We start from the raw sequence: 25,913 nt of genomic DNA, 5'->3' as shown, positions 1-25,913 counted from the left end.
TGCGAATCGTTATCATTAGCGCACTCATTTAGGCCGCTCTAATTTCGGGGGAAGTCATGCGCCTTAACGCTTTAACAATCGCTGTCGTTACAGCACTCGTCACTACACCACAGATTGCAATTGCACAAGACACATCAGCAGCTGTTGATGAAGTTATCCAGGTATCGGCAACACGGACATCACAACCAGCTAGCAGTATTGCTGCAACAGTGACCGTTATTGACGGCGAAGATATTCGCGAACAGCTTGCAGTGGCTGATTCATTGTCTGATGTTCTTGGTAATTTAGTTCCTGCATTTTCACCATCGCGCCAAAAGCTGACGAGTGCGGGTGAAACGTTGCGTGGCCGCGAACCGTTGTACCTGATTGATGGCGTACCGCAGTCAAATCCATTACGAAATGGTTCACGTGCAAGTTATACCATCGATCCACTCATGATTGAGCGCGTTGAAATTATCCACGGCGCCAGCGCTATACAAGGTATGGGAGCAAGCGGCGGTATTATCAATATCGTCACAAAATCAGCCGCCAACGGTACTGAAAATGAGATTGTCGCAGGCCTCACCACATCGCCAGAAGAGTTTAGTGACGGTTTGAGTTATCGCGCAGGTTATTTAACACGCCACGTATCAGGCGATTGGCAAATCGTCGCTGGGGCTCAATTGCGTAGCACGGGTATGTACGTTGATGGCAACGGCGATTTTATTGGCACGGATGTGACCCAAGGTGATACCCAAGATTCGGAAAGCTTCGATTTATTCTCGAAGCTTGGTTATACCATCGACGACCAACAACACATTGAATTGATGGTGAATCACTTCAACCTGCAAGGGAACGGCGATTTTTCACCAATCGATGGTAACCGTGCTGAGGGTATTGCTGCGATATCAATCAAGCAACCAAGCGAGGGTGATCCCGCTGAAAATAAAGTCACAACCGCCACGCTGACCTATAAAAATAAAGCCGTGTTCGGTGCTGACTTAACTTGGCAGGTGTTCTTGCAAGATTTCTCTGCACTCTATGGCGGTGGTCGATATGCAACCTTCCAAGATCCAGCATATGGCGATGAGATTTTTGACCAATCACGTAATGACTCAAATAAGTTTGGTTCACGTTTAACCATGAATTGGAGCGCGTTAGCGGGCTCACCAGTCGACGTCAGCGCTGGTATTGATTATCTGCGCGATAAAACGTTTCAAGAGCTGGCCCAAACCAACCGTAAATGGGTACCAGAAACAACCTTTGATAACTGGGCGCCATTCGCACAACTGCGTTACCAACAAGACGGTTTAACTATCAGCGGTGGTTTGCGCTACGAATACGGCAAACTGAACGTCGATGATTTCACCACACTCTATGCTTATAACAGTACGTTTGTGGAGGGCGGCGAGCCATCGTTCAACGAGTTACTGCGAAATCTCGGTGTGGTTTATGCATTTACCGACACGGTACGCGCCTTTGCAAGCTATTCCGAAGGCTTCAGCATGCCGGACGTTGGCCGTGTGCTACGGGGCATCAATACACCTGATTTAAGTGTGGATAGCTTCTTAGACTTACAACCCGTTATTGCGGATAACCGCGAAGTGGGTATTGAATATCGCGGCTCCGCATTGCGCGCAAGTCTAAGTTACTTCACCTCAGAGTCGGACCTAGGCGCACGTTTACAACCCAATGAAGACGGCATCTTCTCGGTTGCCCGTGAGCGCACCGAAATTGACGGGATTGAGTTTTCTGCAAGCTACGCGTTATCCAACACCACAAGTTTTGACGTAAATTATGCTGATACTGACGGTGAATACGACAGTAACGATGATAACGTTGTGGATACTCAGCTCGGCGGCCGTAATATTGCCCCTCGCCGGATGAATGTGAGCTGGCAGCAACAATGGACTGACCTAATCAACACACGTGTACAGCTCAACCATTTGTTTGACCGCAATATTTATACTGGCGATCAAGCCATTAACAACTTTGAAGGATATCAAACGGTTGATTTACAGATGAATTACGATTCACCAAATTTTGGTTTGTTTACGGTGGGTATCGAAAATATTCTTGATGAATACTATCTCACCTATTACGCACAAACCGCAGGTGCGGACCGCACTAACTTTGCTGGTCGTGGCCGTACAGTGAGCGTCAATTGGTTCTATCAATTCTAACCAAGCTGCATCGCTGGTTCGGTTTATTCTTTGGGATATGGCTCGTGCTCGTCGCGTTGACGGGCACGTTGCTGTTATTCAAAGTGGAATTGTTGCAGTGGAGCTATCCACAACTACGCCTTAATCAATTACCGACTGAACAGACCGCGGCGCAGGTCTTCGATCGTTATACCAAAGGCTATGCTTACATGCCACGAGCGGCGAATCCATGGCTGGAAGTCGTGACGCCAACCGGCGCACGACATTATTACAATGCCAACGGTGAGCGTATACTCGAACGTCCTTACCTAAGCGATTTCGTTGGTATCATGGTGGAATTTCATCATCATTTGCTTCTCAACGACCTCGGTAAAAAGCTACTGGGTTATATTGGTATCGTCGGTTTAATTCTTCTGATTACAGGAATTATTCGCTGGTGGCCGCGGCGTTGGACGCAACGAATATTCACGATTCGCTGGGTGTGGCCGTGGCAGCGAGGCTTTGCAGGCACGCTGTTTCAGCTCCATAAAGTAGCGGGAAGTGTCTTATTTATTCCCGTTTTTATTGGCATGCTGACAGGTACTGCCATCATGTATGCAGCGGCGGTGAGTGCGGGTTTAACGGCGTTAGCCCCTGAGCGAAATCCGCAACCGCTGACGGCGCAACAATGGCAGCAAGTGGCAGCAGCACATAATTGGCAACAACGTTTTGACCGCGCCCACCAATTAATGCCGGAACATCAGGTACAACTGGTGTCATTATCCAACTTGAGTTTACGCATGACGTTTCCTGGTGAATGGCATCCGAACGGGCGTAGCCATGTGCAGTTTGATGCACAAACCGGTGCGGTAACGAGCGTGTATGATTTACGCTATGACAGTTTAGGCTACCAACTAAGTCAAATGATCTTCCCTGTACACGTTGCAGCTGTTGGCGGCTTGCCGTGGCTCATTGTTGTGTTGTTTGGTGGTTTAGCTCTGATTATTTTGCCGTTGAGTGGGATTTATTTTTGGTGCTGGCGTCAGTATAAAAAACGCTGTAGGTTGTAACCATGATTGTCATCAATTGACTACCACCCAAATACGACATGAGACGTAAGTTGTGACCACCAAAATAGCCACTCTGGGGCCCGCCGGCACATTTTCGGAGCTCGCCGCGCGCAATTTTGCGAAACGATACACCGCCAGCAATATTGTGTTTTATCCAACGCTACGACGGACGGTTGACGCACTTGATGATGGCGCCGACATCATTGTGGTGCCGATTGAAAATATTGTGGAAGGCATCGTATCGCCAGTGGTCGATAGTTTTGTGAGGCGCCCACTACAAATTATTGCCGAGGCTACTATTCCGGTACGTTTCTCCGTGGTGATGAATCATCCGAGGCCACAGCGGTTATATGCTCAATTTGTCGCACAAGGGCAGTGTAGTGAGTGGTTAACGCGCCATGCGCCAGATATTGTCACCACCGCGAGTAACACCGAAGCCTTGTCATTATTGCAAGCTACCAAGGAGCCCGCAGCGGCGCTGATTCCTGAACACCTGCTTGATGGTGGTCGTGTCGCATCAACAACTTTTGCAACGGTTGTGCATGACGTGACCGACGTTGCCCACAATGAAACACGCTTTGTTGCGCTGCAATCTGCTCAACCGCTGGCGTTGCCAAAGCTTGGCACAGAATATAAATCAGCGGTGGTGATTGTCGATGATGCTGATCATCCAGGTCTATTGCTTGAGCACTTACAAGCTTTTGCTGTGCATCAAGTGAATTTACTCTCACTGGTATCGCGGCCAACCGGGCAAAAATTTGGTCAATACCATTTTTTTATCGAGTTTGAAGGGCATTTGCTACACAGCCAGGTACAAGCGGCACTTAGTGCGATTAAATTACGTAATCGTGTGATTGAGCTAGGTAGCTACCGCTATTCAAGCTCTAACTCAAGCTGCAGTTGATCGTCCGGATCAGGCAGCGCCACGCTGATACCAATCAAGCGCACGCCGCGCTGATTACGGCGCTCCCAAGCTTCACGCACTAAGTGATAGAACAAGCTAGGTGAAGCAGTTTGTGCGGTGCGCGAAACTGTTGTTTGTTGGAAATCACTAAACTTCAATTTCACAGTTTGATTTTTAATGTGCGTTTGTTGCCAACGTGAAACCCGCAAGCGTTTCATTAACTGCGGAAGCAAAACCTCGTCAACAAACTGTTCAACCTGACGAAGCTGATGAAAATCACTGGGCAAGGTCTCTTCAACTCCGACACTTTTCCGAATACGTTCGGTGACGACTTGCCGAGGGTCAATGCCTTGGCAGCGTTGATAGAGCAACCAACCGGCTTTATCGCCGAGTAATTCTTGTAACCGTTCAATGTTAGCCTGCTGAATATCTCGACCAAGAAAAAATCCGGCATAGTTCAGCCGCTGTAAACTTTTCGGTCCAACTCCTGGAATACGTTTGAGCTGTAACTTCGCTAAGTAATCCAACACTTGCTCGGGGGCAACAAGGAATTGACCGTCAGGCTTGCTCTCTTCGCTCGCAATTTTGGCCACCATTTTCTGGTTGGAAATACCAGCAGAAGCAGTCAAGCCCATGCCCCGCAAGGTATGCCGGATACTTTCCATGGTAATGCTGGCGCTACCCTGATACAGCGTGTTTTCAGTTAAATCGAGATAAAACTCATCAATTGAAGCAGGCTCGACAATCGGTGTGACTTCGGTGAGTACTTGGAAGACTTGCTTGGATAACTCACGATAATAGCCGTGATCGGGAGCAACAAAATGGAGTTCCGGACACAATCGGCGCGCGTGGGAGCCACTCATGGCGCTACGCACACCATATTGGCGAGCGAGATAATTCGCAGTTGCGACAACGCCGCGTTCACCGCCACCGCCCACGGCAAAGGGACGCGCTTTCAAACTGGGGTCGCGTAATACCTCGGCGCTTGCGAAGAAAGCATCGAGATCTAAAAGTGCAATTTTACGCGTATTACCTTGTGTGTTTTCTGACATAGCACGGAAGTGTTTAACCTTGGACGGAATCTGGCTATAATCGCAACAACGAACCGAGCTAGCAAGCTCATCAGCTTATACAGGAGTCCACTGTGAACGTACTGAAAGTCGTAAAATCAAGCCGTATTTGGGTTGCTGCGCTGGCATTATCTGTAGGCAGTGCAAGTGCTACCATGCTACCACAGCAAAGCAATGATGAAATTAAAGAGCGTATCGCGCCAATTGCTCAGGTGCGTGTAGCGGGTGCAAATGCTGCTGCAAGTGGTGGCGGCGCTGCAAGTGCTCGTTCAGGTGATGCAGTTTACAACAAATTCTGTACCGCGTGTCATACCTCGGGTGTGCTGGGTGCGCCAAAAATTAATGATGCTGCCGATTGGGAACCACGCCTAGCCCAAGGTATGGACACTGTCCTTAAGCATGCCGTTGAAGGTTTTAATGCAATGCCACCAAAAGGCACCTGCAACGACTGTAGCGAAGAAGAAATTCAAGCAGCAATCGATTACATGATCGCTGATATTTAAAGAAAAATTTCTTATATTCAGCTCATTAATAATGAAAAAACCGCTACGGCGGTTTTTTTGTGCCTGTAATTTGAGCAAAACACTTTTCTAACGTCCTGATGAAAGATATACTCAAGCGTTGTTTTTACTAAAAGTTTACATAACTTAGGGTAAGTAACGCGGTTCTACACGTTGTTGAATCAAAAACAAACAAAATAAAAAACAAATAAAATCAAAAAGATGCAACAGTCTAGTGAGCTTGTTAAAAAGCAAAAAGAAATTGCGCGCCTGCGCAAGGCTGTTGCACGTCTGCAAGAGCTAGCACTGAAGTATCGCGAATCAGAAGTGGTACAAAAAGCGCTCTTTAAGATTTCAGAGCTCGCTTCCTCAGTAACCGACATGCAACAGTTCTATCAGTCGGTGCATAATATTATCGGCGACCTCATGGTTGCGAAGAACTTCTTTATTTGTTTGTACGATCACGCCGAAGATACCGTTAAGTTTGTTTACTTTGTCGATGAATATGATGATATTCCGTCTCTCGAATCAATTCCCGCAGACTTATTAGGAAAAGGCTTAACGGGTTACGTTATGCGTACCGGCAAACCTTTTCTCTACGATAAAGAAGTATTTGCGCGCTTGCTGAAAAACGGAGAAATTCGTGATTTAGGTGCAGCACCAGTGGATTGGCTTGGGGTGCCACTGCACTCAGATAGCCGGATTATTGGTGCAATGGTCGTGCAAAGCTACACCGAAGATGTGCGCTACAGCGAGGCCGACAAAGAATTGTTCTTGTTCGTATCGCAGCACATCGTCAATGCGTTAGATCGAGTGCGACAACGTGAAATGATGCAAGCGGAAATCGAGCATCAAACCGCGAAGTTACGTCAAATCAATGACGACTTAAAATCAGAAATTGCTGAGCGTGAACGCGCCCAGCAACTCAGCTCTGTTTTATTTTCAATTTCTGAGGTCACGAATACCTCCGATTCAATGAAATCGTTTTATGAGCAATTACACCGGCAAATCGGTCAGCTTATTAATAACGAAAACTTTTTCGTCGCGTTATTAGACGACGACAAGAAATTCCTCGAATTTCCATACTATGTCGATGCCTTCGACAATAACTTACAAAAGAAGCGACCGCTTGGGCGCGGCATGACCGAATACGTTATTCGTCATAAAAAGCCGGTATTCATTGAGAAAGAAAAATATGCCGTCTTACTGTCGGAAGGTGAAGTAGAAGGGTCAACCAGTTATTACGGGACGCAGCCAACGCAATGGTTAGGCTCACCGCTGGTGGTTGATGACGAAGTTATCGGCGTTTTATCGGTGCAAACCTATAGTGATGATGTGCAGTACAAACAGGATGACCTTGAGCTCCTGAACTTCGTTTCGCAGCATGTTGCGGTGGCGATTGAACGGCGTCGTAACGCTGATGAAGTGCGTCGCGTGAATGCTTATCTCGAACGTAAAGTGGCCGAGCGCACTGAAGAACTTGTCAGCGAAATTGAGCGCCGTAAAAAGGTTGAAGAGAAGCTGTTCTACGATGCCCATCACGATGCATTAACAGGGCTACCTAACCGCTCCATGTTCACCGAGCGCTTGCAGCAAACACTCAAGCATAAACGTCGTTATCCACATCATAACTTTGCGGTGCTGTTCGTCGATCTTGACCGCTTTAAAGATATTAATGACACCTTAGGGCATTCTGCCGGCGACGAATTCTTACTCGAAGCGAGCCGACGTATTGGTGAGTGTATTCGTGATAACGACACTATTGCGCGTTTAGGCGGTGACGAATTCGTTATCTTGCTGGATATGATTCGCCATATCGATGATGCTTGTGATATCGCTTCACGTATCATCGAAAAAATGAAGTTGCCGTTTGTGTTTGGTGAGAGCGAACATTATTCCGGCGCAAGCGTGGGTATCGCCGAGTGTAAATCGCGTAACGACTCAGCCGAGCGATTACTCCGTGATGCCGATGCCGCCATGTATCAAGCTAAGAGCATGGGGCGTGGCCGCTATGTGGTATTTGATGAGAGCATTCACAAAGACTTGGTCGCATCATTAAATCGCGAAACCGAATTGCGTCATGCACAGTTTGACCAAGATTTTATTTTGCAGAAGTTTACCGTGCATGAACTCGGTAAAAACCAGCCTGTGGCGCAAGAGCTACTCCTGCGCTGGCAGCGCGATGACAGTTTGCTTCCTGCCGAACGCTTTTTAGCGATTGCCGAGAAAACTGGCATGACCATGGCGCTTGACCAATGGATGTTAACGCGTTGCTGCGAGTTACTCGCCAATGACGAAACTGCCCCGCCGGTTTACGTGTGTATTTCTGCGAAACACTTATTCAAGCTAGCAGATGTGAAAGCACTGCAAGAAATCATTACCCAATCAGGCGTGGCGCCAGAGCGCTTGATTCTTGAGTTTAGTGAAACCGAATTACACGATAACTCCAAACGTCAGCTCAGTTGCCTTCGTCAATTAGCTGATTTCGGCGTTGGTTTAGCACTCAATGAATTTGGTCGCAGCGCCGGTGCGTTGCAATATATTCTCAACTATCCGTTTACGCATGTGAAACTTGATCCACGTTTTGTCGCGGATATTGCAACGAGTCAGCGGGCGCAAACTATGGTGCGCAACGTGGTGCACTTATGTCGTGATCTCGGTATTGAAATTTCGGCTTCGGGTATCGAGAACATCGACCAACAAAAAGCCTTGGTGCATAACGGGGTGAATGTGGGGCAGGGTTCACTGTTTGGGGAACCCGAGCAGGTAAAGTCACCATCGCAGGACGAGCCGACACAAGTGCAGTCGGCAGGAACGGCGTAACCTCTTCTTAATCTTCCATGGCTTTACGTAATAAAGCCAAACCGCTTGCGCGAGCGGTTTCCCGCGCCGCTTCGTTAGCTGCAGCGTGTTCTTCCCATTCCAAATCGTCTTGCGGTAATTCATACAAAAAACGGCTCGGTTCTGGACGCATCACATCACCGTATTGCCGGCGTTCTTTCGCCATGGTGAAAATTAAAGACTGCTGTGCACGGGTGATACCCACATACGCTAAGCGCCGTTCTTCTTCGACCATGCCTTCGTCAATGCTGGACTGGTGTGGCAACAAACCTTCTTCCATTCCCACCATAAATACATGCGGGAACTCGAGGCCTTTAGATGCATGTAGCGTCATCAATTGAACTTGGTCGCCTTGTTCTTCTTCCTCGTTGCGCGAGAGCATGTCGCGTAAACACAGCTTGGCAACGGCTTGTTCTAGCGTGACCGGTTCATTTTCGTCATCGCCTTTAAGCATTTCGGTGACCCAACGCATCAGTTCACTGACGTTCTTCCAACGCATTTCTGCTGCACTCACGCTTGGGCTGCTTTCGTATAGCCACTCTTCGTAGCCAATCAGTTTGAGTAAATCAAACAATGCGGAGGCAGCTTCTGGTGGATGGTCACAACGCCGTGCGGCACGCTTCATGAAATCGACAAAATATTGTACTGATTGATACTCGCGTGCCCCCAAACGGGTTTTCAACGCTTGATGGTCGGCCGCTTCAAACAAACTAATGTGTAGTTCGTGCGCAAGCTCCCCCACACGCTCAACTGTTTGCGGACCAATACCACGCTTCGGCACGTTGATAATCCGAATGAATGCGGTGTCGTCACTTGGGTTCACCAACAAGCGCAAATAGGCCATGACGTCTTTGACTTCGGCGCGGGCGAAGAAGCTCTGCCCGCCGGTCATTCGATACGGAATCCGGTTACTCATCAAGGCCTTTTCAAACACCCGCGATTGATGATTGCCGCGGTACAGCACTGCAAATTGATGATACGGCGTGCGCTCTAAAAACCGTCGTCGCACAATTTCAGCAACCACACGCTCTGCTTCATGCTCTTCGTTACGGCCATATATCACACGAAGCGGCACGCCATATTCCATTTCAGAAAACAGCTTTTTATCAAATACGTGCGGGTTATTTTCAATCAAAATATTTGCGGCTTTTAGAATACGGCCATGCGAACGGTAGTTTTGCTCTAGCTTGATGACGTTCAGCTTTGGAAAGTCTTTTTGCAGCAGCGCCAAGTTTTGTGGCTGGGCACCGCGCCATGAATAAATGGATTGGTCATCGTCGCCAACCACGGTGAAGTTAGCCCGCTCGCCAACCAATAAGCGAACCAATTCGTATTGGCTGGTGTTGGTATCTTGATATTCGTCCACCAATAAGTAATGGAATTTATTCTGCCACCGCGCACGCGCCTGCTCGTTGGTTTTTAACAGTAGCGTTGGTAGCAATATCAGATCGTCAAAATCTATCGCGTTGCAAGCTTTCATATTTTGCTGATAGCGACGATAAAACTCCGCAAACATTTGCTCGTCAGCTTGTTGAGCCTGGTTCAGCACCTGATCGGGGCTCAGCATCGCATTTTTCCAATTACTGATTTGGCTTTGCAGCAACTTCAATAAATTCTTATCGCCATCCAGCTCAGGTTCTGTTAACGCTTTAAGTAGCGCAAAGGAATCTTGATCATCAAACAACGAAAAGCCCGCTTTCATGTTCAATTGGCTGACTTCTTTTCGAATAATTGTGAGGCCAAGGGTATGAAAGGTCGACACCGTTAGGCCGCGGGTGTATTGGCGGCCAAGGGTTTGTCCCACACGCTCTTTCATTTCTCGGGCGGCTTTATTGGTAAAGGTAACCGCCGCAATATGACGTGCTTGATAGCCGCAGCGCTGAATCAAATGCGCGATCTTTTCGGTGATAACACGCGTTTTACCACTACCGGCTCCTGCCAATACCAACACCGGTCCTTCGATGGCTTTTACGGCTTCTTGTTGGCGGGGGTTGAGTAGCATGTATAAAACGGCCTTTGATGATCGGTTCGACGAATGAGCCGCAGATTTTACCGTAAACTCCTGCTAAGCTAAAAGGTAATTACAGAGAATTGATTTTTAGTGGTTAAACATTTCTTACAAGAAGTAACAACGGAAGCACTATGGACCCGAAAAAAATAGAAGATATTGCGCGTCAAATTAATGAAAGTATTCCGGCTGGCGTGAAAGATTTCGCTGGTAACATCGAACAGCGCGTGAAAACCGTATTGCAGCAGCAACTTGGCAAGCTTGATGTGGTCACCCGTGAAGAGCTCGATGTGCAGCAACAACTATTACTACGTTTACGTCAGCGTGTTGACCAGCTCGAGCGTGAGCTGGAGTCGATGAAGCGCGACTTAGACGACGAATCTTGACCTATTCAGACGGCCGGCATTGCGCCCATGTTGGTGCAGTGCTGACGGTTTGAATGGTTGCTTGTACTGGCGGTAGCGCCGCACCCGCTGTCAACACTTGCGCTTCGTAGTCAGCCAGGCTCAATTCCTTGCGCAGTATCTGGTTCACGTCCCGATTGATGAAATAGGCGAGTGTACCGACGTTATACAATGGCGAGTTCTTCTCTTCGCGGACTAAGGCCGTCGCGTTGCCGTTTAGCTGATTCAAACAGCAGTTGTCTAATTTATTTACCAGTGTTCGTGTTATCGACTCCGGCACCTTCATGTTTTCGGGATCGCTAGCATAGGCGCGTAGCCCCTCAATTTGTTCATAAGCTTCAGCTGTCACAACAATGGCTTGCTGAAGTAACTCAGTCGTTTCATGGGCAAGTGCAATATTGAGCGCCGAGAGAATCGCACGACTATCATCGGCTTCAGAATTTCGAAACATACCTTCAGTGCGGTTGAGCTCACGCCATTGCTCATTCAGAAACCGTAGCTCTGCTGTGTTTACGGGGTTGGTCGGCAGACTCGCTAACTCTTGTGCAAACTCACACACTTTTGCATTGCTATAACGAACAACAGGTGCTTCCGGCGTATCCTTCGGTGATTCCGCTTGTGGCTGACAGCCGACCAAAACGACCATGCTAGCGACGAGCATAATCAATTTAAAATTCGATAGTTGTTGAATCACCAGAATACTCCTTATGTGTACAGCAAGTGTAACACTTGCAACTGCGCAAAAGCACTGTTGCGGCTAGAAAAACTAACGTTAAAACCTTACTATAGCGCGAGTGCTCACCAACGCGAGGAGATACCAATGGCACAATGGTTAACCGGAGAGGTCATTGAGAATTATGCGTGGAATCAGGAGCTTTTCAGTTTGCGTGTGCGCACGCAACCCTTCGAATTTATTGCCGGTCAATTCGTGCGCCTTGGCTTACCTCATGACGGCGGACGCATACAGCGCGCTTATTCTTTAGTGAACGGCCCCGATGATGGCGTTCTCGACTTTTTGGTGAATCGTGTTCACGATGGTTTATTTTCACCCATGCTGCATGATTTAAAAGCCGGGCAAACCATTGAAGTCTCGCAGCCGCCAAGTGGCTTCTTCACGCTAAACGAAGTACCTGACGGCGATAGTTTGTGGTTAATCTCAACAGGTACCGGCATTGGCCCTTACTTGTCGATGTTAACCACCGACATTCCGTGGCAACGCTTCTCGCGCATTCATCTTATTCATGCCGTACGTTACGGCGCCGACCTCGCATACCAACGTAAAATTCTCGACTGGGTCGAGGCACACCCGGGACAGCTGAACTATCAACCGATTGTGAGCCGCGAAGATTATCCTGGCGCACTGCGCGGTCGTATTCCAGCACTCATTGAAAGTGGTGATTTACAGCGCGCTGTGGGTGATGTACTCAATGAGCGTGCGCAAGTCATGCTTTGCGGCAATCCAGACATGATTCGGGATGCCAAGGTTGTGCTCAATGACATGGGCTTACCGAAAAACCTGCGGCGTAAACCTGGTAACGTCACCATGGAACATTATTGGTAATTATTGATAGCAATTTGAAGGAATAAATACATGTCAGAACACCATATTGTGGTGATTGGTGGTGGTGCCGGAGGCTTGGAGCTTGCCAGTAAATTAGGTCGGAAGTATCGCGGCAACGCAGAGGTTAAAGTCACACTGGTTGACCGCAACCTCACTCATATATGGAAGCCGTTATTGCATGAGGTCGCAGCGGGCGCATTAGATGCTGATATGGACGGCGTTGATTATCGGGTTCAGGCTGCAGCCGCAGGCTTCCGTTTTCAGCCCGGCGAACTCACCGCAATCGACCGCGACTCAAAAACACTCACGTTAGCACCTATTCGGGATGACTCGGGTCATGAGATTGTCGCTGCACGCACGTTACGCTACAACCATCTGGTACTGGCTATCGGCTCAGTCACCAATGATTTTGGTACTGCAGGCGCAGCCGAGCATTGCTATTTCTTAGATAGCGTCAAGCAAGCTAAAAAATTTCATCATACGCTCATGAACACGTTTTTAGCGTTGCAGTCAGAGCGCTATCCGCGACCGCTTCGAGTTGGCATCGTCGGGGCAGGGGCAACGGGTGTTGAACTGGCAGCCGAGCTCCATAAATCGGCAGAACTGATCCGCAGTTATGGCTTTGATGACTTCGATTTAAAGCAGCTTGAAATTGTCTTGATTGAAGCTGGTGAACGCATTCTGCCAGCATTAAGCGAGCGTATAGCTGCAGCTGCAGGCCGTGAACTGACCAAACTCGGCGTGAAAATATGTGTGAACACGGCTGTGGCCAGTGTCGATGCCGATGGATTTATCACGCGTTCAGGCGAGCGTATTGAAGCGAGCATTAAAGTTTGGGCGGCTGGCGTCCGCGCGCCCGATTTCCTCGCTAACTTTGCTGGCTTGGAAACCAACCGCGGTAACCAACTGGTGGTCACCGATGTGCTACAAACCACTCGCGACGCATCGATTTTTGCTTTAGGTGATTGCGCTGCGTTTACTCAAGCCAATGGTAGCCGAGTACCACCGCGCGCGCAGGCGGCGCACCAAATGGCGGATTGCGTGTACGAAAATATTGTGCGCAGTTTAAAAGGTCAGTTATTACAACGCTTTACCTACAAAGATCACGGCTCACTTGTATCCTTGTCGAACTACACCGCGGTAGGTAGTTTGATGGGGAACCTAACGCGCGGCTCCATGATGATTGAAGGCATGATGGCGCGGTTCATGTATAAATCGTTGTATCGCATGCACCAAGTTGCCTTGCATGGCTATTTCAAAACTCTGCTATACATGTTGGCGCAGGGCATTAATCGCCGTTTGCGCCCGCGCTTAAAACTGCATTGATGACGCGACTTCGTACGTCAGGATACGAATTTGAGTTGATCTAGTTTTATCACCGCACTGCTATAGTTTGGCTACTAGAGCCAAGGAGGGCAGTGATGGCAGGTAAAGCTGTTTCAATTGCGCGTGTGTTTACACGCGCAACACAAGGTATTGAGGCGCCGCAGGTCTCGGTGGAAGTTTGTTTGGCGGGTGGGTTACCGGGGTTTGCGGTGGTTGGCCTACCGCAAGCAGGTGTGCGCGAGGCACGTGACCGGGTGCGTTCAGCGATTCTTGCCAGCGGCTATAGTTTTCCTAAAGCGACTAAAATCACGGTGAACTTAGCGCCGGCTGATTTACCTAAGTACGGTGCCCGATATGACCTCGCGATTGCCATTGGGATTTTGGTGGCTGACGGACAAATCAGTGAACGTGCGGTGGCAGGCCGTGAGTTTTATGGTGAACTAACACTCAATGGCGATTTACGTGAAGTGACGGGTATTCTTCCTGCGGTGTTGGGGTGTCGTGACGAGGGGCGAGAAGCGGTTATTCCACTGGATAATGCCGAGGAAGCGGCGGCCTTAACGGTGCAGCAATGTGTGGCGGCAATTAGTTTGCGCGATGTGTTTGAGCATTTGACCAGTCCGTCGCCGTTGCCCTTCATTAAACCCGCAACCGCAAAACCTCAACTTACGCAACATGGTGATATCGCCGATGTGATTGGACAAGAGCAAGCCAAACGAGCGTTGCTACTTGCCGCCAGTGGTGGCCATCATATTCTGTTTGTAGGCCCACCGGGCACAGGCAAAACCATGTTGGCGCAACGTTTGCTCGGATTGTTGCCCGTGTTAGATGAGCGCGAAGGGTTGGATGTTGCAGCTATTCGTTCGGTCAGTGGTACGTTGCGTGGTTCACATTGGCAACAGCGTGTACTTCGTGCGCCGCACCATTCTTGTTCGGCGGCGGCACTTGTTGGTGGTGGCTCACCACCCCAACCTGGTGAAATTTCCTTAGCTCACCGATCGCTGTTGTTCCTCGACGAACTTCCGGAGTTCGCTCGCCATGTTCTTGATTCACTGCGTGAGCCGTTAGAGTCGGGGCATGTCACGATCAGTCGCGCCGGTCATCAGGTAACCTACCCAGCACAATTCCAATTAATCTGTGCGTTAAACCCGTCACCTTGCGGTCATTTTGACGGCACCTTGGCTAGTGCACGAGCAACTCCCGATCAAATTATGCGTTATTTGGGAAAGTTATCAGGGCCGCTTTTAGATCGTATTGATATGCAAGTCGATGTGCCCCGCCAACCCGATGTGCTGAAACAGCAACATCAGCAGGCTGAACCGATCACACCAATTTGGCGTGAATATGTGAATGAAGCGAGAGCGACACAACTTGGACGTCAAGGCTGCTTAAACAGTGAACTAAAGCCCAGTCAGCTCGCGGATTTTTGTAAGTTAGACGACGATGACCACCAGTTTTTAGTGGCTGCCATTGAGCAATTCAAGCTGTCTCACCGTGCGTATCATCGGCTGCTGCGTTTGGCTCGCACGATTGCTGACTTAGCTGATGCGGAAATGATTTCCCGAACCCATTTAGCCGAGGCGCTCAGTTTCCGAGCCCTCGACCGTCTATTACAGCAGTTACACGCGAGCTAACGCTTGCTTGAATAAAGTCAGCACCTGATCGATGGCTGACTCTGATACATCGAGATGCGTCACTAACCGCATCCGTTGCGAACGTGCCGTTAATACGCCATGCTCGCATAAGTAATCACTTACTTTTTGTGCTACTTCAAGGCTTGGGAAATTGACATAAACCATGTTGGTTTGGGCGGGCTCAACTTGCAATCCAGCATGATGGGCGGCGAGAGCACTCAAGCCATCGTGCAGTAGTTGCGCATTAGCGTGATCATCCGCAAGACGCTCGATATGGTGGTCAAGCGCATAATCCATACCTGCAGCCACTATGCCGGCTTGACGCATGCCGCCGCCGACCATTTTGCGCCACCGGTGTGCACGTTGAATAAACTTTTTGCTCCCGACAAGCACTGAACCAATTGGTGTGCCTAGGCCTTTGGAAAAGCATATGGACACGCTATCAAATGGTGCCGATAGCTCAGCAAGCGATAGGCGAGTGGCAACGCTGGCGTTAAAAACACGTGCACCATCAAGGTGAAGCTTCAGGCCATGCTTGTCGCATAACCGCCGTGCTTTCAACATGTATTCTTGCGGAATAACACGGCCGGTATGGGTATTCTCCAATGACAATAACCGGGTAATTGGAAAGTGTGGGTCGTCGGGCTTAATGCGTTTTTCAACAGCACTTAAATTCAAGGTTCCGTCGGCTTCAACTTCAAACGGCTGCGGCACAATGCCGCCAAGCACCGCAGCACCACCCGCCTCATAACGATAGGTGTGGTATTCTTGCCCAACCAGATACTCGTCACCACGCTGACAGTGACTCAACAATGCCAGTAAGTTGGTTTGAGTACCGCTGCTCGCAATTAAGGCCGCTTCCTTCCCAGCGAGTTTCGCTACACGCTGTTGCAATGCATTGATGGTTGGGTCATCGCCAAAAACATCATCTCCCACAGGCGCTGCAGCCATGGCGGCCCGCATCGCAGCGGTTGGTTGCGTTACTGTGTCACTGCGTAAATCAATCATGGAAGCGAACCCTTCTCAACAATTAAAACTAATGTTTACTGTGCATAGCCCCAAGCCGGTGGCGGCACATCAATCGGCTGACTTAAATCTACATGAACTTCAAAAATACGACCTGGGCGCGATAGTTTATAACTCATGGTTTTTTCATCAACAAAGCTAATGGTCCAAGTGTTCGTCACTGAAACGTCGAGACCATTTTCAACAAACAACGCTTTACTTGCTTCATCTACTGGGAATGCTTGCATTGTTACGCTACCAGCTGCCAATGTTTGACCGCCATATGGCGACACATCGTCTGGGCTACCATCTTCGTGCAAGTGATAATGTTGAAAATCGATATAGCCTGGATGTTGCGTGAGCACCCAAGTGCGCGAGCGATCGTCACCCACATGCAATGGCATACGAATGGTATTTTCTTCGCAATCACGGATATGCACCACGAGTGGTTTATCCCATGCGGGGCTTGGTTGATTGTCTTCAACAATGGTCGCGGCAAATGCTTGGCCACAGTATGGCCGAAAGGTATTAATAAAAGTGGTTTGTTCAGCCACATAACCAGTATTTGAGGTTTGTTCTGCTGGCGCACAAGCAGCTGCAGCTAAAACACCAACGGCGATGGCAGCGAATCGCCAGTTTGGTAAATAGTTGTGTAAGTGATGCATCCAATTTCCTAGTTATGTCATATTCCAAATAGTGCTGATACTTTGCCACAGCTCGCTTTGCTATAAAACAGGGCATCGTGCGATAATACCCGCCATTGAGCGCAATTTTAACGAATTCAAAGAAACGGATCAGACAATCATGCATGTTTATCAGAATGTTTTAGAAATGATCGGCAAGACGCCGATGGTGAAGGTCTCTAATCTCGATACCGGCCCATGTGAGCTGTACTTAAAGCTAGAGCTCATGAATCCAGGCGGTTCGATTAAAGACCGTATCGCGGTGAGCATGATTGAAGCAGCGGAAAAATCAGGTGCACTGAAACCGGGCATGACCATTATTGAAGCGACTGCTGGTAACACCGGTTTAGGTCTCGCCTTAGTGGCGGCCAGTAAAGGTTACCCGTTAAAAATTGTCATGCCAGACAAAATGTCAGCAGAAAAAGTGAATAACCTCAAAGCGATGGGTGCCGAAGTGGTGCGTACACGTTCTGACGTGCAAAAAGGCCATCCGGAATATTATCAGGATATGGCGGCACGTATGGCTGAAGAGAATGGCTATTTTTACGTGAACCAATTTACCAACCCAGCGAACGTTGACGCGCATTACAAAACCACCGGCCCTGAAATTTGGGAGCAAATGCAAGGAAAGCTTCATGCATTTGTCTGTGGCGTTGGTTCTGGCGGTACGTTAACCGGTATTGGTCGTTATTTGCGTGAGCAAAATGCGACGGTTGATTTAGTCTTGGCTGACCCAGATGGGTCGATTCTTGAGCCGATGATTAACCGTGGCGAGACGGTTGAAGCGGGTAGCTGGCTGGTTGAAGGCATTGGTGAAGACTTCGTTCCGGATATTTGCGAGATTAATCTTGCCAACAAAGCCTACGCTATTAGCGATAAAGAAGCGTTTCATACAGCTCGCGAATTGCTCGTAAAAGAAGGTGTGATGGTCGGCTCATCAAGCGGCACGTTAATTGCTGCGGCGCTGCGTTACTGCCGTGAGCAAACCGAACCTAAGCGTGTGGTGACGTTGGCGTGTGATACCGGTAACCGCTACCTTTCAAAACTTTACAACGATGAGTGGATGGCCGCTCAAAATTTGCTGGAGAAGTAACATGGCTGATGCAAAGAACATGAAATTCGCAACGCGCGCCATTCACGGCGGGCAATCACCTGAGCCGGCAACGGGCGCGGTTATGCCGCCGATTTTTACCAGCTCAACCTATATTCAAGAAAGCCCAGGCGTACACAAAGGCTTTGAATACTCACGTTCACATAATCCTACACGGTTTGCGTGGGAGCGTGCGGTGGCAAGCCTTGAAGGTGGTAAGCAGGGTCTAGCATTTGCCTCTGGTATGGCGGCGACATCAACGATTATGGAGCTGCTGGATAGCGGTGACCATGTGATTGCAATGGATGATCTCTACGGCGGCACATTCCGTCTATTCGATAAAGTCCGCGGTCGCTCGGCGGGTTTAGAGTTTTCTTATGTCGATTTGGCGGACTTGAGTGCGGTTGAAGCCGCGATTACGCCGAAAACTCGCATGATTTGGATTGAAACGCCAAGCAACCCGATGTTGAAGTTGGTCGATATCGCTGCTGTGGCCGCCATTGCAAAACAACACAACATGATTGTGGTTGTGGATAATACGTTTGCGACACCATACAACCAACGTCCGTTGGAGCTTGGCGCCCATATCGTGATGCACTCAGCGACGAAATATTTGAACGGCCACTCAGATATGGTTGGCGGTATTGCTGTTGTTGGCGACAACGATGAACTCGTCGAAAAAATGCTGTTCTTGCAGAACTCAGTTGGTGCGGTTGCTGGGCCATTCGATAGTTATTTGGCGCTTCGTGGCGTGAAAACGTTAGCACTGCGTATGAAGCACCATAACGAAGCGGCATTGAAGCTGGCGCAATGGTTGGATGCGCATCCACAAGTTGAAAAAGTGATTTACCCTGGCTTACCAAGCCATCCGCAACATGAGTTGGCGAAGAAGCAAATGAGTGGCTTCGGCGGCATGATTTCAATTTTGCTCAAAGGTGACTTAGACAAGGCGCGTCGGTTCTTAGAAGCAGTCGAAATTTTCGCGTTAGCAGAAAGCCTCGGTGGCGTTGAAAGCTTAATCGAACATCCAGCGATTATGACTCACGCATCAATTCCGAAAGAAAATCGCGAAAAACTCGGCATTTTGGACAACTTTGTTCGAATTTCGGTGGGAATCGAAGATCTTGACGACCTCATCGCGGACTTAGATCGTGCTCTAAGCGCCTGATATTTCAGGCGCATTAACACTCTTTTACAATTTCATGAAGATACGGTAGGCTAATTCCCACAATAAAAACAGAATAAACAAGGAACAAAATATGCCTATTAGCCTGTTTCTTTTACAAGGGTTAGTGGCAGCATTGTTGTTTTATGTGTTGGTCGGGCAGTATCAGCGCCAACCGTTGTGGAATATGCTTGCCGTATTACTTTGTGGTCTTGTACCCCCACTTAATTGGATGGTATTGATGGTGGCTGTTGGAATGCGCATGTGGCGCAAATCAACGCCAATGGTACCGATTAAATAACTACATTAAATAACAACAATGGAGTTAGCTGTCCCCATGTCGTCGTTACGCCCATTCCATTTAGCTGTGCCGGTTCACGATATTGCCAAAGCGCGTGAATTTTATGGTGACATTTTAGGGTTAAGTGAAGGACGTAGTAGCGAGCAATGGGTTGATTGGAACTTCTTTGGCCATCAATTTGTCACCCATCTGGCACCTGAGAAAGTGGGTGTTGCGCATCGCAACCCCGTCGACGGTCATGATGTGCCGGTGCCACACTTCGGTGTGGTGTTAACGATGAACGATTGGCATGCTCTGGCAGAGAAAGTGAAAGCGGCGGGCATCGATTTCGTGATTGAGCCGCATATTCGTTTTCAAGGCCAACCGGGCGAGCAGGCCACCATGTTTTTCTATGACTTCAGCGGCAATGCGCTGGAGTTCAAAGCGTTCAATGACCTCGGCCAGCTTTTCGCTAAATAATTAATTAGCCCACTATGAAATGATTGCCGGCGGTGCAACATTGCCGCCGCTAATAATCACGCCAATACGCTTCCCTTTAAATAGCTTCGAATAACGCTGAATAGCGGCAATCACCGTTGCCGATGAAGGCTCTATCCACTGGTCGGTTAATTCAAACACCAGCTTTTGTGCAGCCAGCGCCTCGCCATCGGATACCAACAAAATGTCATTCACATTCTGACGAATGATCGGAAAGGTTTGATCACCAACGCTCGTCAACAGGCCATCACAAACGCTCAGAGGTGGCATGGCGGGTTGCAGAATGCCGGTGCGAAATGACGCTTCACCATCAGCTGCAAGCTCTGGCTCTACACCAAATACTTGCGGCACACCATGCGCTTTGGCCGCCACCGACGTACCACTTAGCAAACCACCACCGCCTAGCGGCGCAATAACACAATCGAGTTTGGGTTGCTCTTGCAGCAACTCATAGGTTGCAGTGCCTTGGCCTTGCCAAATATGAGCGTGGTTATAAGGTGGAATAAATATCCGCCCAGTTGGGCGCTGTGCGGCGACAAAGGCTTCTCGAGCAGCCATACCCGGGTCAATCGTGATTAATTCAGCGTCATATTTTGCCATGTTCGCACGCTTTACCTCGGAAGCATTGGCAGCGACACCAACGCGCACTTTAATTCCTAATTTCTGCCCAGCAGCCGCCAAAGCGGCCCCATGATTACCCGAAGATACGGTGTATACGCCTTGCGCTCGCTCGGCCTCAGACAATTGCAAAAGAGCATGGCAAGCGCCGCGATACTTAAAGGCGCCGGTATGCTGCAAGTGCTCGCATTTCAGCCACACGTTCGCGCCAAGCGCCTCATTGAGCTTTAGGCTAACAAGCACGGTAGTGCGCCGAACCATGGGGGCAATTAATTTTGCTGCCGCTTGAATGGAAGAAGAGTCGAGTTGCAAAGTCATAAAGCGTATACTACCTCAACAGAAAAACGTTATTCGTTATTCGTGCGCTTCGCTGTCGTCCGTTTCACTATTCGTAAAACCGAAACACGAACAGTGCGAAGCACGCACGAACAGCGAAGCGTACGATCAACGCACTTGGGGTTTTTATGGTTTTAAACACGTTTGAGCGCATCCGCGCCTTACCCTTAGCATACCAAACCGTCATGGCCTTATACCTGTGCCAACGCATGGTGCCAAATTACGAATTATTCCATCATGTTACTGGCTTTGGTGATCCAAAACCACTGCAAGGTGCCCTGAATGCCTGTTGGGATTGGGTATGGCAGGGGAAAGCCGTTAAAGTGAATTTTTCGCGCTGGCAAGAGAAGGTTGATGAAGTAACGCCAAGCGAACATGGTCACGATATGCTCGGCGTGTATCCAGCCATGGATGCGTGTACGGCTATTAGCACCTTGTTGCAGGGGCTGCTGGATCAGAATAGTGCTGACTTGGTGAGTGTGGCGAAGGTATCGCAGGCGAGTGTGGCGAAATTTTTGGAGCTCACCGAAGGCGCTGAGATGGATGCGCAAGAGCGTCGAAAACTCTTACGCGAACATGAGTTGGTGCAATACGAAATTGAAGTTCAGCAGGCGATTCTTAACTACCTTGAAACCGTTGCGGCAAGTCAATCGCAACCAAGCCAAGAGCTGGTTCGTCAAGTTCGTGACATGGTTGCTGACGAAGGCGTCTCAAATATTGGTGTGAGTATGGCCGACGATAGTAATGATGACGACGAGTAGCTACGACTCGTCGTTCGTCTGTTCCGCTTTAGTTTGAGTGCGTGCTGGTTGTGCGCGCACAATGGCCAACCAGCCAATCACGCCAAAGAATATAACCTGCCAATAATCACCGCGGCGCCATTGAATGTGCTCTTTATTTACCGTGGCGAACATCAGCAGCTGCAATAAGTGCAGGGCAATCAGCAAAACCATCAAAAATAGGAAAAACGCGAAGCCTTTCCCTTCAAATGGCGCCACAAGATTTGCCAGCATCACGCCCCAAATCACAGCGAAAATAAGTCGCCCAAGCCACACTGCTATACCCATGTATGAAATATCCTTGTTTGTAAAAGTGAATTAGTTCACGTGATATAAGCGAAACGCAACTTGCCCAGCAAATTTCTCTCGGTGCAACAGCCAGGTTGCCGGTACGCGCGGTTGAATCGCTTTCTCAGTTTCCACATACACCCAACTGCCGCTGCTCACCCAATTATTCTGCGCAATGAGCGTCAAACAATCATCGGCTAAGCCCATGCCGAATGGTGGGTCGACAAAAATCACGTTGAAACTGACGTCTGGCTGTTGTTGCAAAAACTGCAGGGCATCGCCGCGTTGAACCAGCGCTTGCCCATTAACAGCTTCTGATAGTTTGGCAGCATGTTGGGCTAATAAATTAGCCGCTTGCGCGTCTTTCTCAACCAAAGTGACTTGCATTGCGCCGCGCGATAAAGCTTCGAAAGCTAGTGCGCCGCTTCCCGCAAACAAATCAAGACAACGGCTATCGGTTAACTCAAACTGCAACCAATTAAATAGCGTCTCGCGAACTCTGTCAGTGGTAGGTCGCAGGCCGGGGACATCGGCGATAGCAAGCTTACGACCGCGCAAGAGCCCACCAATAATACGCAATTCACCGGCACCTTGGTGCGAACGTTGCTTGGCGTCAGGGCGAGGTGTGCTTTTCTGCTTGTACGAGCTTCGCGGCATGCTAAAGTAAGCCTTCTTTTATTTGACGTGTTAAACTGTGTGCCATTGTAAACCGAGCAGCAGTGAACTTCCAAAGGTAAAGCAGGCATGGCCAAAGGATCTTTTTTCTCGTTATTTCGCAAAAATAAACAGAACGATGCTGAACAGGCATCGGCAGAGAAAGACCACGAACAACACGAGCAGCAGCAAGAGGCACAACAAGAGCAGGAACTTGAACATGAAACAGTCGCGTCAGATGCGCGTTCAGAAGAGCCTTCCGTAGCAGAGGTCGCCGCACCCGATGCCGCTGAAATTTGTGCTCAAGTGACCGCCGAATCCAAAGCTGCCGAGCAAGCCAAACAACCTGAAACCCAGTCAAAGCCAAGTTTATGGAAGCGGTTAACGGCAGGGTTACGCAAAACATCGTCAGCCATTGGCGACGGTTTGTGGGGCATTTTTAAAGATAAAAAAATTGATGATGACCTGTTTGAAGAACTCGAAACTCAGCTTTTGACCGCTGATATAGGCGTGCCAACCACACTCAAAATTGTTGAGCGTTTAACTGAGCAAGCGAATCGGAAACAGCTTAAAGACTCCGCAGAGCTTTTTAAGCTTTTACAGCAGGACATGACTGATATTTTATCGCCTGTGGCGCAGCCGTTGACGATTCCTGCAGATCACCAAGGTCCATATGTGATTTTGATGGTTGGCGTGAATGGCGTCGGTAAAACCACCACGATTGGTAAACTCGCCCAGCAATTTAAACGTGAGGGCAAATCGGTGATGCTCGCTGCCGGTGATACCTTCCGAGCGGCGGCGGTTGAGCAGCTACAAGTGTGGGGGCAGCGCAATGATATTCCGGTTGTTGCGCAGCACACCGGTGCAGATAGTGCATCCGTCATTTATGATGCAGTTGAAGCAGCCAAAGCGCGTGGTGTTGATGTACTCATTGCCGATACCGCGGGACGCTTGCAAAATAAAGCGCACTTGATGGATGAGCTGAAAAAAGTAGTACGGGTCATGCGCAAGCTGGATGAAAACGCACCGCACGAAGTGATGCTGACGTTAGATGCTGGCACCGGGCAAAATGCGATTAGCCAAGCCAAATTATTTACTGAGGCTGTTGGCGTGAGTGGTATTACACTGACTAAACTAGACGGCACAGCAAAAGGCGGGGTTATTTTCGCGATTGCTGACCAGTTTAATATTCCGATTCGTTACATTGGCGTGGGCGAGGGAATAGATGATTTGCGGCAATTTGATGCGCAAGAGTTTGTCGATGCCTTATTTCAACGGGAACTGAAAGAGACGCAACCATCATGATCAAATTTGAGCAGGTGAGTAAAACGTATCCAGGTGGCTTTCAGGCATTGACCAATGTCAGCTTTCACCTAGAACCCGGTGAAATGGCGTTTCTAACCGGTCATTCTGGCGCTGGTAAAAGTACCTTACTCAAGCTCATTAGTATGATGGAACGGCCGACCGCTGGCCGCGTGATGATTAATGGTCACGACCTTAAACGCATTAATTCTCGCCAAATTCCTTATGCCCGGCGTGACATTGGTATGATTTTTCAAGATCACCGTTTGCTGATGGACAAAACAGTCTTTGATAACGTCGCATTGCCGCTATTAATTGAAGGTTACAGCATGCAAGAGGCGCGTAAGCGCGTGCATGCTGCGCTCGAAAAAGTCGGATTAGGCGACAAAGTGCGTCATTACCCAATGATGTTATCGGGTGGCGAACAGCAACGTGTTGGTATTGCACGTGCGGTTGTGAATAAACCGCCGCTACTCTTAGCCGATGAACCAACCGGTAATCTTGATCCGAAATTATCGATGGAAATCATTAAGCTATTTGAAGACTTTAACCGAGTTGGTGTATCCGTATTGATCGCGACGCATGATCTAGGGTTGATTGCCCGACTGCGATACCGCACGCTGACGTTGCGCGATGGGCGCATGATTAACGACGGGTTGCAGGAGAGCTAAGCCATGAGTTTACTGTTTCGTTCTCGTCAGCAAGGCGCCCAGCAGGTCAATATTTCGGGCTTTCGTCGTTTTGTCATGTTCTGGGTGCACAATGTACAACAAGCGGTTGCCAGCCTCGGTGAGCTTGCGCGGTATCCCATGGCAAGCCTGATGACCATGGCGGTGTTGGGATTGAGCCTGACACTACCGGCAACCCTGTATGTGGTGGTGAAAAATACCGAAGCGATTGGTGCAGATTGGCAGCATGCCTCGGAAATCACACTGTTTCTGCGTAAAGATTTAAGCCAGCAAGAAGTGTCAACGTTTCATAAGCGTTTGAGCTTATCGAACGATATTGAAAGCGTGCGCTGGATTGATAAAAACGAAGCGCTGCAAGAGTTTCGTGAAAGTTCAGGGTTTGGTGAAGCGCTCGATGCGCTAACCAATAATCCGCTGCCGGATGTGTTGTTAGTATTACCGGTAGCGAATAAGCGTGGGACGACACAAGCGCAACAACTGGCTCAGCAATTGCGTAATGAGCGCGAAGTTGAGCAAGTACGACTTGATTTAGATTGGTTGCAGCGGCTTGAAGCTTTATTGAATTTAGTGCGTGATGGCTTGTTAGCTCTCGCAGCGTTACTGTGTATTGCGGTGGTGCTGATTGTTGGCAACACCATTCGCCTGAATATTAATAGCAAACGCGATGAAATTATGGTGATGAAGTTGGTGGGTGCAACCGACGGTTATATCCAACGCCCATTTTTGTACACCGGCGTTTGGTATGGTTTTGTTGGCGGATTGATCGCTTGGCTGGCAACCGCCGTAATGATTTTATGGATTTCTGGCGCCGTTACTGATATCAGTGAATTGTATGAAAGTCAGTTCACCTTAGTTGGGCTAACCTTTAATGAAATGCTGGTATTATGGCTACTGGCAATTGGCTTGGGATTATTAGGTTCGTATATTGCAGTAAGAAAACACGTACGGACTATTGAACCACAATAATCTATCCCCATATGGATAGAACAAGTGATCAAAATTCATCCCAAAGCAGTCATTGTCAGCGGCGTCAATTTTGCTAGAATGAGGGAACTTCAAGACCGAAAAGTGGTCTGAGCAGTGTCTGG

Annotated in this window: 25 protein-coding genes; 17 read left to right on the top strand and 8 right to left on the bottom strand. The window is 48.9% G+C overall.

The annotated features are described in order from the left end of the window. Nucleotides 1-56: 56 nt before the first annotated feature. Genes BM292_RS09085 through BM292_RS09075 form a run of 3 tightly spaced genes read left to right on the top strand, consistent with a single transcriptional unit; the run spans nt 57 to nt 4,094 of the window. Complete coding sequence (locus tag BM292_RS09085; RefSeq protein WP_092857810.1) at nt 57-2,162, top strand: TonB-dependent receptor; 2,106 nt, start codon at nt 57-59, stop codon at nt 2,160-2,162. Continuing rightward, complete coding sequence (locus tag BM292_RS09080; RefSeq protein WP_092857808.1) at nt 2,144-3,190, top strand: PepSY-associated TM helix domain-containing protein; 1,047 nt, start codon at nt 2,144-2,146, stop codon at nt 3,188-3,190. The genes BM292_RS09085 and BM292_RS09080 overlap by 19 nt, the downstream gene beginning before the upstream one ends. A 52-nt stretch (nt 3,191-3,242) precedes the next feature. Further along, nucleotides 3,243-4,094, top strand: a complete 852-nt coding sequence (locus BM292_RS09075; protein ID WP_092857806.1) for a prephenate dehydratase — start codon at nt 3,243-3,245, stop codon at nt 4,092-4,094. Here the strand turns inward: BM292_RS09075 and dinB are convergent. Further along, a complete protein-coding gene (gene dinB / locus BM292_RS09070) occupies nt 4,064-5,146 on the bottom strand; it encodes a DNA polymerase IV (RefSeq protein WP_092857804.1) in 1,083 nt (360 codons plus the stop codon). The two genes, BM292_RS09075 and dinB, sit on opposite strands and share 31 nt — an antisense overlap. A 173-nt stretch (nt 5,147-5,319) precedes the next feature. Between dinB and BM292_RS09065 the strand changes: the two genes are divergently transcribed. Continuing rightward, entirely contained in the window at nt 5,320-5,667 is a 348-nt protein-coding gene (locus BM292_RS09065; protein ID WP_092858235.1) for a c-type cytochrome, read from the top strand. 219 nt (nt 5,668-5,886) lie between these two features. Beyond that, entirely contained in the window at nt 5,887-8,487 is a 2,601-nt protein-coding gene (locus tag BM292_RS09060) for a sensor domain-containing phosphodiesterase (RefSeq protein ID WP_092857802.1), read from the top strand. Nucleotides 8,488-8,494: 7 nt separating this feature from the next. Here BM292_RS09060 and rep read toward each other — a convergent pair whose 3' ends face one another. After that, nucleotides 8,495-10,507: a DNA helicase Rep gene (gene rep / locus BM292_RS09055; RefSeq protein ID WP_092857800.1), complete on the bottom strand. Its 2,013-nt coding sequence runs from the start codon at nt 10,505-10,507 to the stop codon at nt 8,495-8,497. A 140-nt stretch (nt 10,508-10,647) separates the two neighbouring features. Here rep and BM292_RS09050 point away from each other — a divergent pair, with 140 nt between their 5' ends. Further along, nucleotides 10,648-10,899: an accessory factor UbiK family protein gene (locus tag BM292_RS09050; protein WP_092857798.1), complete on the top strand. Its 252-nt coding sequence runs from the start codon at nt 10,648-10,650 to the stop codon at nt 10,897-10,899. Nucleotide 10,900: 1 nt separating this feature from the next. On the opposite strand, the gene BM292_RS09045 is transcribed toward BM292_RS09050, so the two are convergent. Next, nucleotides 10,901-11,611 carry a hypothetical protein gene (locus BM292_RS09045; protein WP_092857796.1) on the bottom strand — a complete coding sequence of 237 codons (711 nt, stop codon included), beginning with the start codon at nt 11,609-11,611 and terminating at the stop codon, nt 10,901-10,903. A 126-nt stretch (nt 11,612-11,737) separates the two neighbouring features. Here BM292_RS09045 and BM292_RS09040 point away from each other — a divergent pair, with 126 nt between their 5' ends. From BM292_RS09040 to BM292_RS09030, 3 genes are all read left to right on the top strand, one after another. After that, the gene (locus tag BM292_RS09040; RefSeq protein ID WP_092857794.1) at nt 11,738-12,478 is read left to right on the top strand and encodes a ferredoxin--NADP reductase; all 741 of its coding nucleotides are present in this window, start codon (nt 11,738-11,740) and stop codon (nt 12,476-12,478) included. 30 nt (nt 12,479-12,508) lie between these two features. Next, nucleotides 12,509-13,804, top strand: a complete 1,296-nt coding sequence (locus tag BM292_RS09035; protein WP_092857792.1) for an NAD(P)/FAD-dependent oxidoreductase — start codon at nt 12,509-12,511, stop codon at nt 13,802-13,804. A 95-nt stretch (nt 13,805-13,899) separates the two neighbouring features. Continuing rightward, nucleotides 13,900-15,438: a YifB family Mg chelatase-like AAA ATPase gene (locus BM292_RS09030; RefSeq protein ID WP_092857790.1), complete on the top strand. Its 1,539-nt coding sequence runs from the start codon at nt 13,900-13,902 to the stop codon at nt 15,436-15,438. On the opposite strand, the gene ltaE is transcribed toward BM292_RS09030, so the two are convergent. Together ltaE and BM292_RS09020 are read right to left on the bottom strand one after the other, a co-directional pair. Further along, the gene (ltaE, locus tag BM292_RS09025; protein ID WP_092857788.1) at nt 15,424-16,446 is read right to left on the bottom strand and encodes a low-specificity L-threonine aldolase; all 1,023 of its coding nucleotides are present in this window, start codon (nt 16,444-16,446) and stop codon (nt 15,424-15,426) included. The genes BM292_RS09030 and ltaE overlap by 15 nt on opposite strands. Before the next feature lie 35 nt (nt 16,447-16,481). Further along, nucleotides 16,482-17,108: a hypothetical protein gene (locus BM292_RS09020; RefSeq protein WP_092857786.1), complete on the bottom strand. Its 627-nt coding sequence runs from the start codon at nt 17,106-17,108 to the stop codon at nt 16,482-16,484. Nucleotides 17,109-17,247: 139 nt separating this feature from the next. On the opposite strand from BM292_RS09020, the gene BM292_RS09015 reads away from it, so the two are divergent. The 4 genes from BM292_RS09015 (at nt 17,248) to BM292_RS09000 (ending at nt 20,141) form a co-directional block, all read left to right on the top strand. Beyond that, nucleotides 17,248-18,219: a PLP-dependent cysteine synthase family protein gene (locus tag BM292_RS09015; RefSeq protein ID WP_092857784.1), complete on the top strand. Its 972-nt coding sequence runs from the start codon at nt 17,248-17,250 to the stop codon at nt 18,217-18,219. A 1-nt stretch (nt 18,220) separates the two neighbouring features. Then, entirely contained in the window at nt 18,221-19,384 is a 1,164-nt protein-coding gene (locus BM292_RS09010; RefSeq protein ID WP_092857782.1) for a cystathionine gamma-synthase, read from the top strand. 91 nt (nt 19,385-19,475) lie between these two features. Continuing rightward, a complete protein-coding gene (locus BM292_RS09005) occupies nt 19,476-19,682 on the top strand; it encodes a hypothetical protein (protein WP_092857780.1) in 207 nt (68 codons plus the stop codon). 36 nt (nt 19,683-19,718) lie between these two features. After that, nucleotides 19,719-20,141, top strand: a complete 423-nt coding sequence (locus tag BM292_RS09000; RefSeq protein ID WP_092857778.1) for a VOC family protein — start codon at nt 19,719-19,721, stop codon at nt 20,139-20,141. Nucleotides 20,142-20,153: 12 nt separating this feature from the next. Here the strand turns inward: BM292_RS09000 and BM292_RS08995 are convergent, their stop codons facing one another. Further along, nucleotides 20,154-21,095 (bottom strand): threonine/serine dehydratase family protein, encoded by a 942-nt coding sequence (locus tag BM292_RS08995; RefSeq protein WP_092857776.1) that lies wholly within the window; start codon nt 21,093-21,095, stop codon nt 20,154-20,156. A 146-nt stretch (nt 21,096-21,241) separates the two neighbouring features. Between BM292_RS08995 and BM292_RS08990 the strand changes: the two genes are divergently transcribed. Then, a complete protein-coding gene (locus BM292_RS08990) occupies nt 21,242-21,874 on the top strand; it encodes a YjaG family protein (protein ID WP_092857774.1) in 633 nt (210 codons plus the stop codon). On the opposite strand, the gene BM292_RS08985 is transcribed toward BM292_RS08990, so the two are convergent. Beyond that, nucleotides 21,875-22,180 carry a DUF1145 domain-containing protein gene (locus tag BM292_RS08985; protein ID WP_092857772.1) on the bottom strand — a complete coding sequence of 102 codons (306 nt, stop codon included), beginning with the start codon at nt 22,178-22,180 and terminating at the stop codon, nt 21,875-21,877. Nucleotides 22,181-22,210: 30 nt separating this feature from the next. Further along, on the bottom strand, nt 22,211-22,837 hold the full coding sequence (gene rsmD, locus BM292_RS08980) for a 16S rRNA (guanine(966)-N(2))-methyltransferase RsmD (RefSeq protein ID WP_092857770.1): 627 nt from the start codon (nt 22,835-22,837) through the stop codon (nt 22,211-22,213). A gap of 87 nt (nt 22,838-22,924) precedes the next feature. Between rsmD and ftsY the strand changes: the two genes are divergently transcribed. From ftsY to ftsX, 3 genes are read left to right on the top strand one after another with little or no spacing between them, the layout of a single operon-like run. Beyond that, nucleotides 22,925-24,139 carry a signal recognition particle-docking protein FtsY gene (gene ftsY, locus BM292_RS08975; RefSeq protein WP_092857768.1) on the top strand — a complete coding sequence of 405 codons (1,215 nt, stop codon included), beginning with the start codon at nt 22,925-22,927 and terminating at the stop codon, nt 24,137-24,139. Then, nucleotides 24,136-24,807: a cell division ATP-binding protein FtsE gene (ftsE, locus tag BM292_RS08970; protein WP_092857766.1), complete on the top strand. Its 672-nt coding sequence runs from the start codon at nt 24,136-24,138 to the stop codon at nt 24,805-24,807. The genes ftsY and ftsE overlap by 4 nt, the downstream gene beginning before the upstream one ends. Before the next feature lie 3 nt (nt 24,808-24,810). Continuing rightward, complete coding sequence (gene ftsX, locus BM292_RS08965; RefSeq protein WP_092857764.1) at nt 24,811-25,791, top strand: permease-like cell division protein FtsX; 981 nt, start codon at nt 24,811-24,813, stop codon at nt 25,789-25,791. Nucleotides 25,792-25,913 lie beyond the last annotated feature (122 nt).

The sequence above is a fragment of the Pseudidiomarina tainanensis genome, from assembly GCF_900115255.1.
Classification (GTDB): Bacteria; Pseudomonadota; Gammaproteobacteria; order Enterobacterales; family Alteromonadaceae; genus Pseudidiomarina; species Pseudidiomarina tainanensis.
The sequence above is the reverse complement of the archived record's forward strand: the minus strand, read 5'-3'. Positions and strand labels throughout refer to the sequence as shown.

Bases quoted from the DNA above. Each gene is read 5' to 3' on its own strand.
- BM292_RS09085 (WP_092857810.1), top strand. From the start codon at position 57: ATGCGCCTTAACGCTTTAACAATCGCTGTCGTTACAGCACTCGTCACT.
- dinB (WP_092857804.1), bottom strand. From the start codon at position 5,146: ATGTCAGAAAACACACAAGGTAATACGCGTAAAATTGCACTTTTAGAT.
- BM292_RS09065 (WP_092858235.1), top strand. From the start codon at position 5,320: ATGCTACCACAGCAAAGCAATGATGAAATTAAAGAGCGTATCGCGCCA.
- BM292_RS09060 (WP_092857802.1), top strand. From the start codon at position 5,887: ATGCAACAGTCTAGTGAGCTTGTTAAAAAGCAAAAAGAAATTGCGCGC.
- rep (WP_092857800.1), bottom strand. From the start codon at position 10,507: ATGCTACTCAACCCCCGCCAACAAGAAGCCGTAAAAGCCATCGAAGGA.
- BM292_RS09050 (WP_092857798.1), top strand. From the start codon at position 10,648: ATGGACCCGAAAAAAATAGAAGATATTGCGCGTCAAATTAATGAAAGT.
- BM292_RS09040 (WP_092857794.1), top strand. From the start codon at position 11,738: ATGGCACAATGGTTAACCGGAGAGGTCATTGAGAATTATGCGTGGAAT.
- BM292_RS09035 (WP_092857792.1), top strand. From the start codon at position 12,509: ATGTCAGAACACCATATTGTGGTGATTGGTGGTGGTGCCGGAGGCTTG.
- BM292_RS09030 (WP_092857790.1), top strand. From the start codon at position 13,900: ATGGCAGGTAAAGCTGTTTCAATTGCGCGTGTGTTTACACGCGCAACA.
- ltaE (WP_092857788.1), bottom strand. From the start codon at position 16,446: ATGATTGATTTACGCAGTGACACAGTAACGCAACCAACCGCTGCGATG.
- BM292_RS09020 (WP_092857786.1), bottom strand. From the start codon at position 17,108: ATGCATCACTTACACAACTATTTACCAAACTGGCGATTCGCTGCCATC.
- BM292_RS09015 (WP_092857784.1), top strand. From the start codon at position 17,248: ATGCATGTTTATCAGAATGTTTTAGAAATGATCGGCAAGACGCCGATG.
- BM292_RS09010 (WP_092857782.1), top strand. From the start codon at position 18,221: ATGGCTGATGCAAAGAACATGAAATTCGCAACGCGCGCCATTCACGGC.
- BM292_RS09005 (WP_092857780.1), top strand. From the start codon at position 19,476: ATGCCTATTAGCCTGTTTCTTTTACAAGGGTTAGTGGCAGCATTGTTG.
- BM292_RS09000 (WP_092857778.1), top strand. From the start codon at position 19,719: ATGTCGTCGTTACGCCCATTCCATTTAGCTGTGCCGGTTCACGATATT.
- BM292_RS08995 (WP_092857776.1), bottom strand. From the start codon at position 21,095: ATGACTTTGCAACTCGACTCTTCTTCCATTCAAGCGGCAGCAAAATTA.
- BM292_RS08990 (WP_092857774.1), top strand. From the start codon at position 21,242: ATGGTTTTAAACACGTTTGAGCGCATCCGCGCCTTACCCTTAGCATAC.
- BM292_RS08985 (WP_092857772.1), bottom strand. From the start codon at position 22,180: ATGGGTATAGCAGTGTGGCTTGGGCGACTTATTTTCGCTGTGATTTGG.
- rsmD (WP_092857770.1), bottom strand. From the start codon at position 22,837: ATGCCGCGAAGCTCGTACAAGCAGAAAAGCACACCTCGCCCTGACGCC.
- ftsY (WP_092857768.1), top strand. From the start codon at position 22,925: ATGGCCAAAGGATCTTTTTTCTCGTTATTTCGCAAAAATAAACAGAAC.
- ftsE (WP_092857766.1), top strand. From the start codon at position 24,136: ATGATCAAATTTGAGCAGGTGAGTAAAACGTATCCAGGTGGCTTTCAG.
- ftsX (WP_092857764.1), top strand. From the start codon at position 24,811: ATGAGTTTACTGTTTCGTTCTCGTCAGCAAGGCGCCCAGCAGGTCAAT.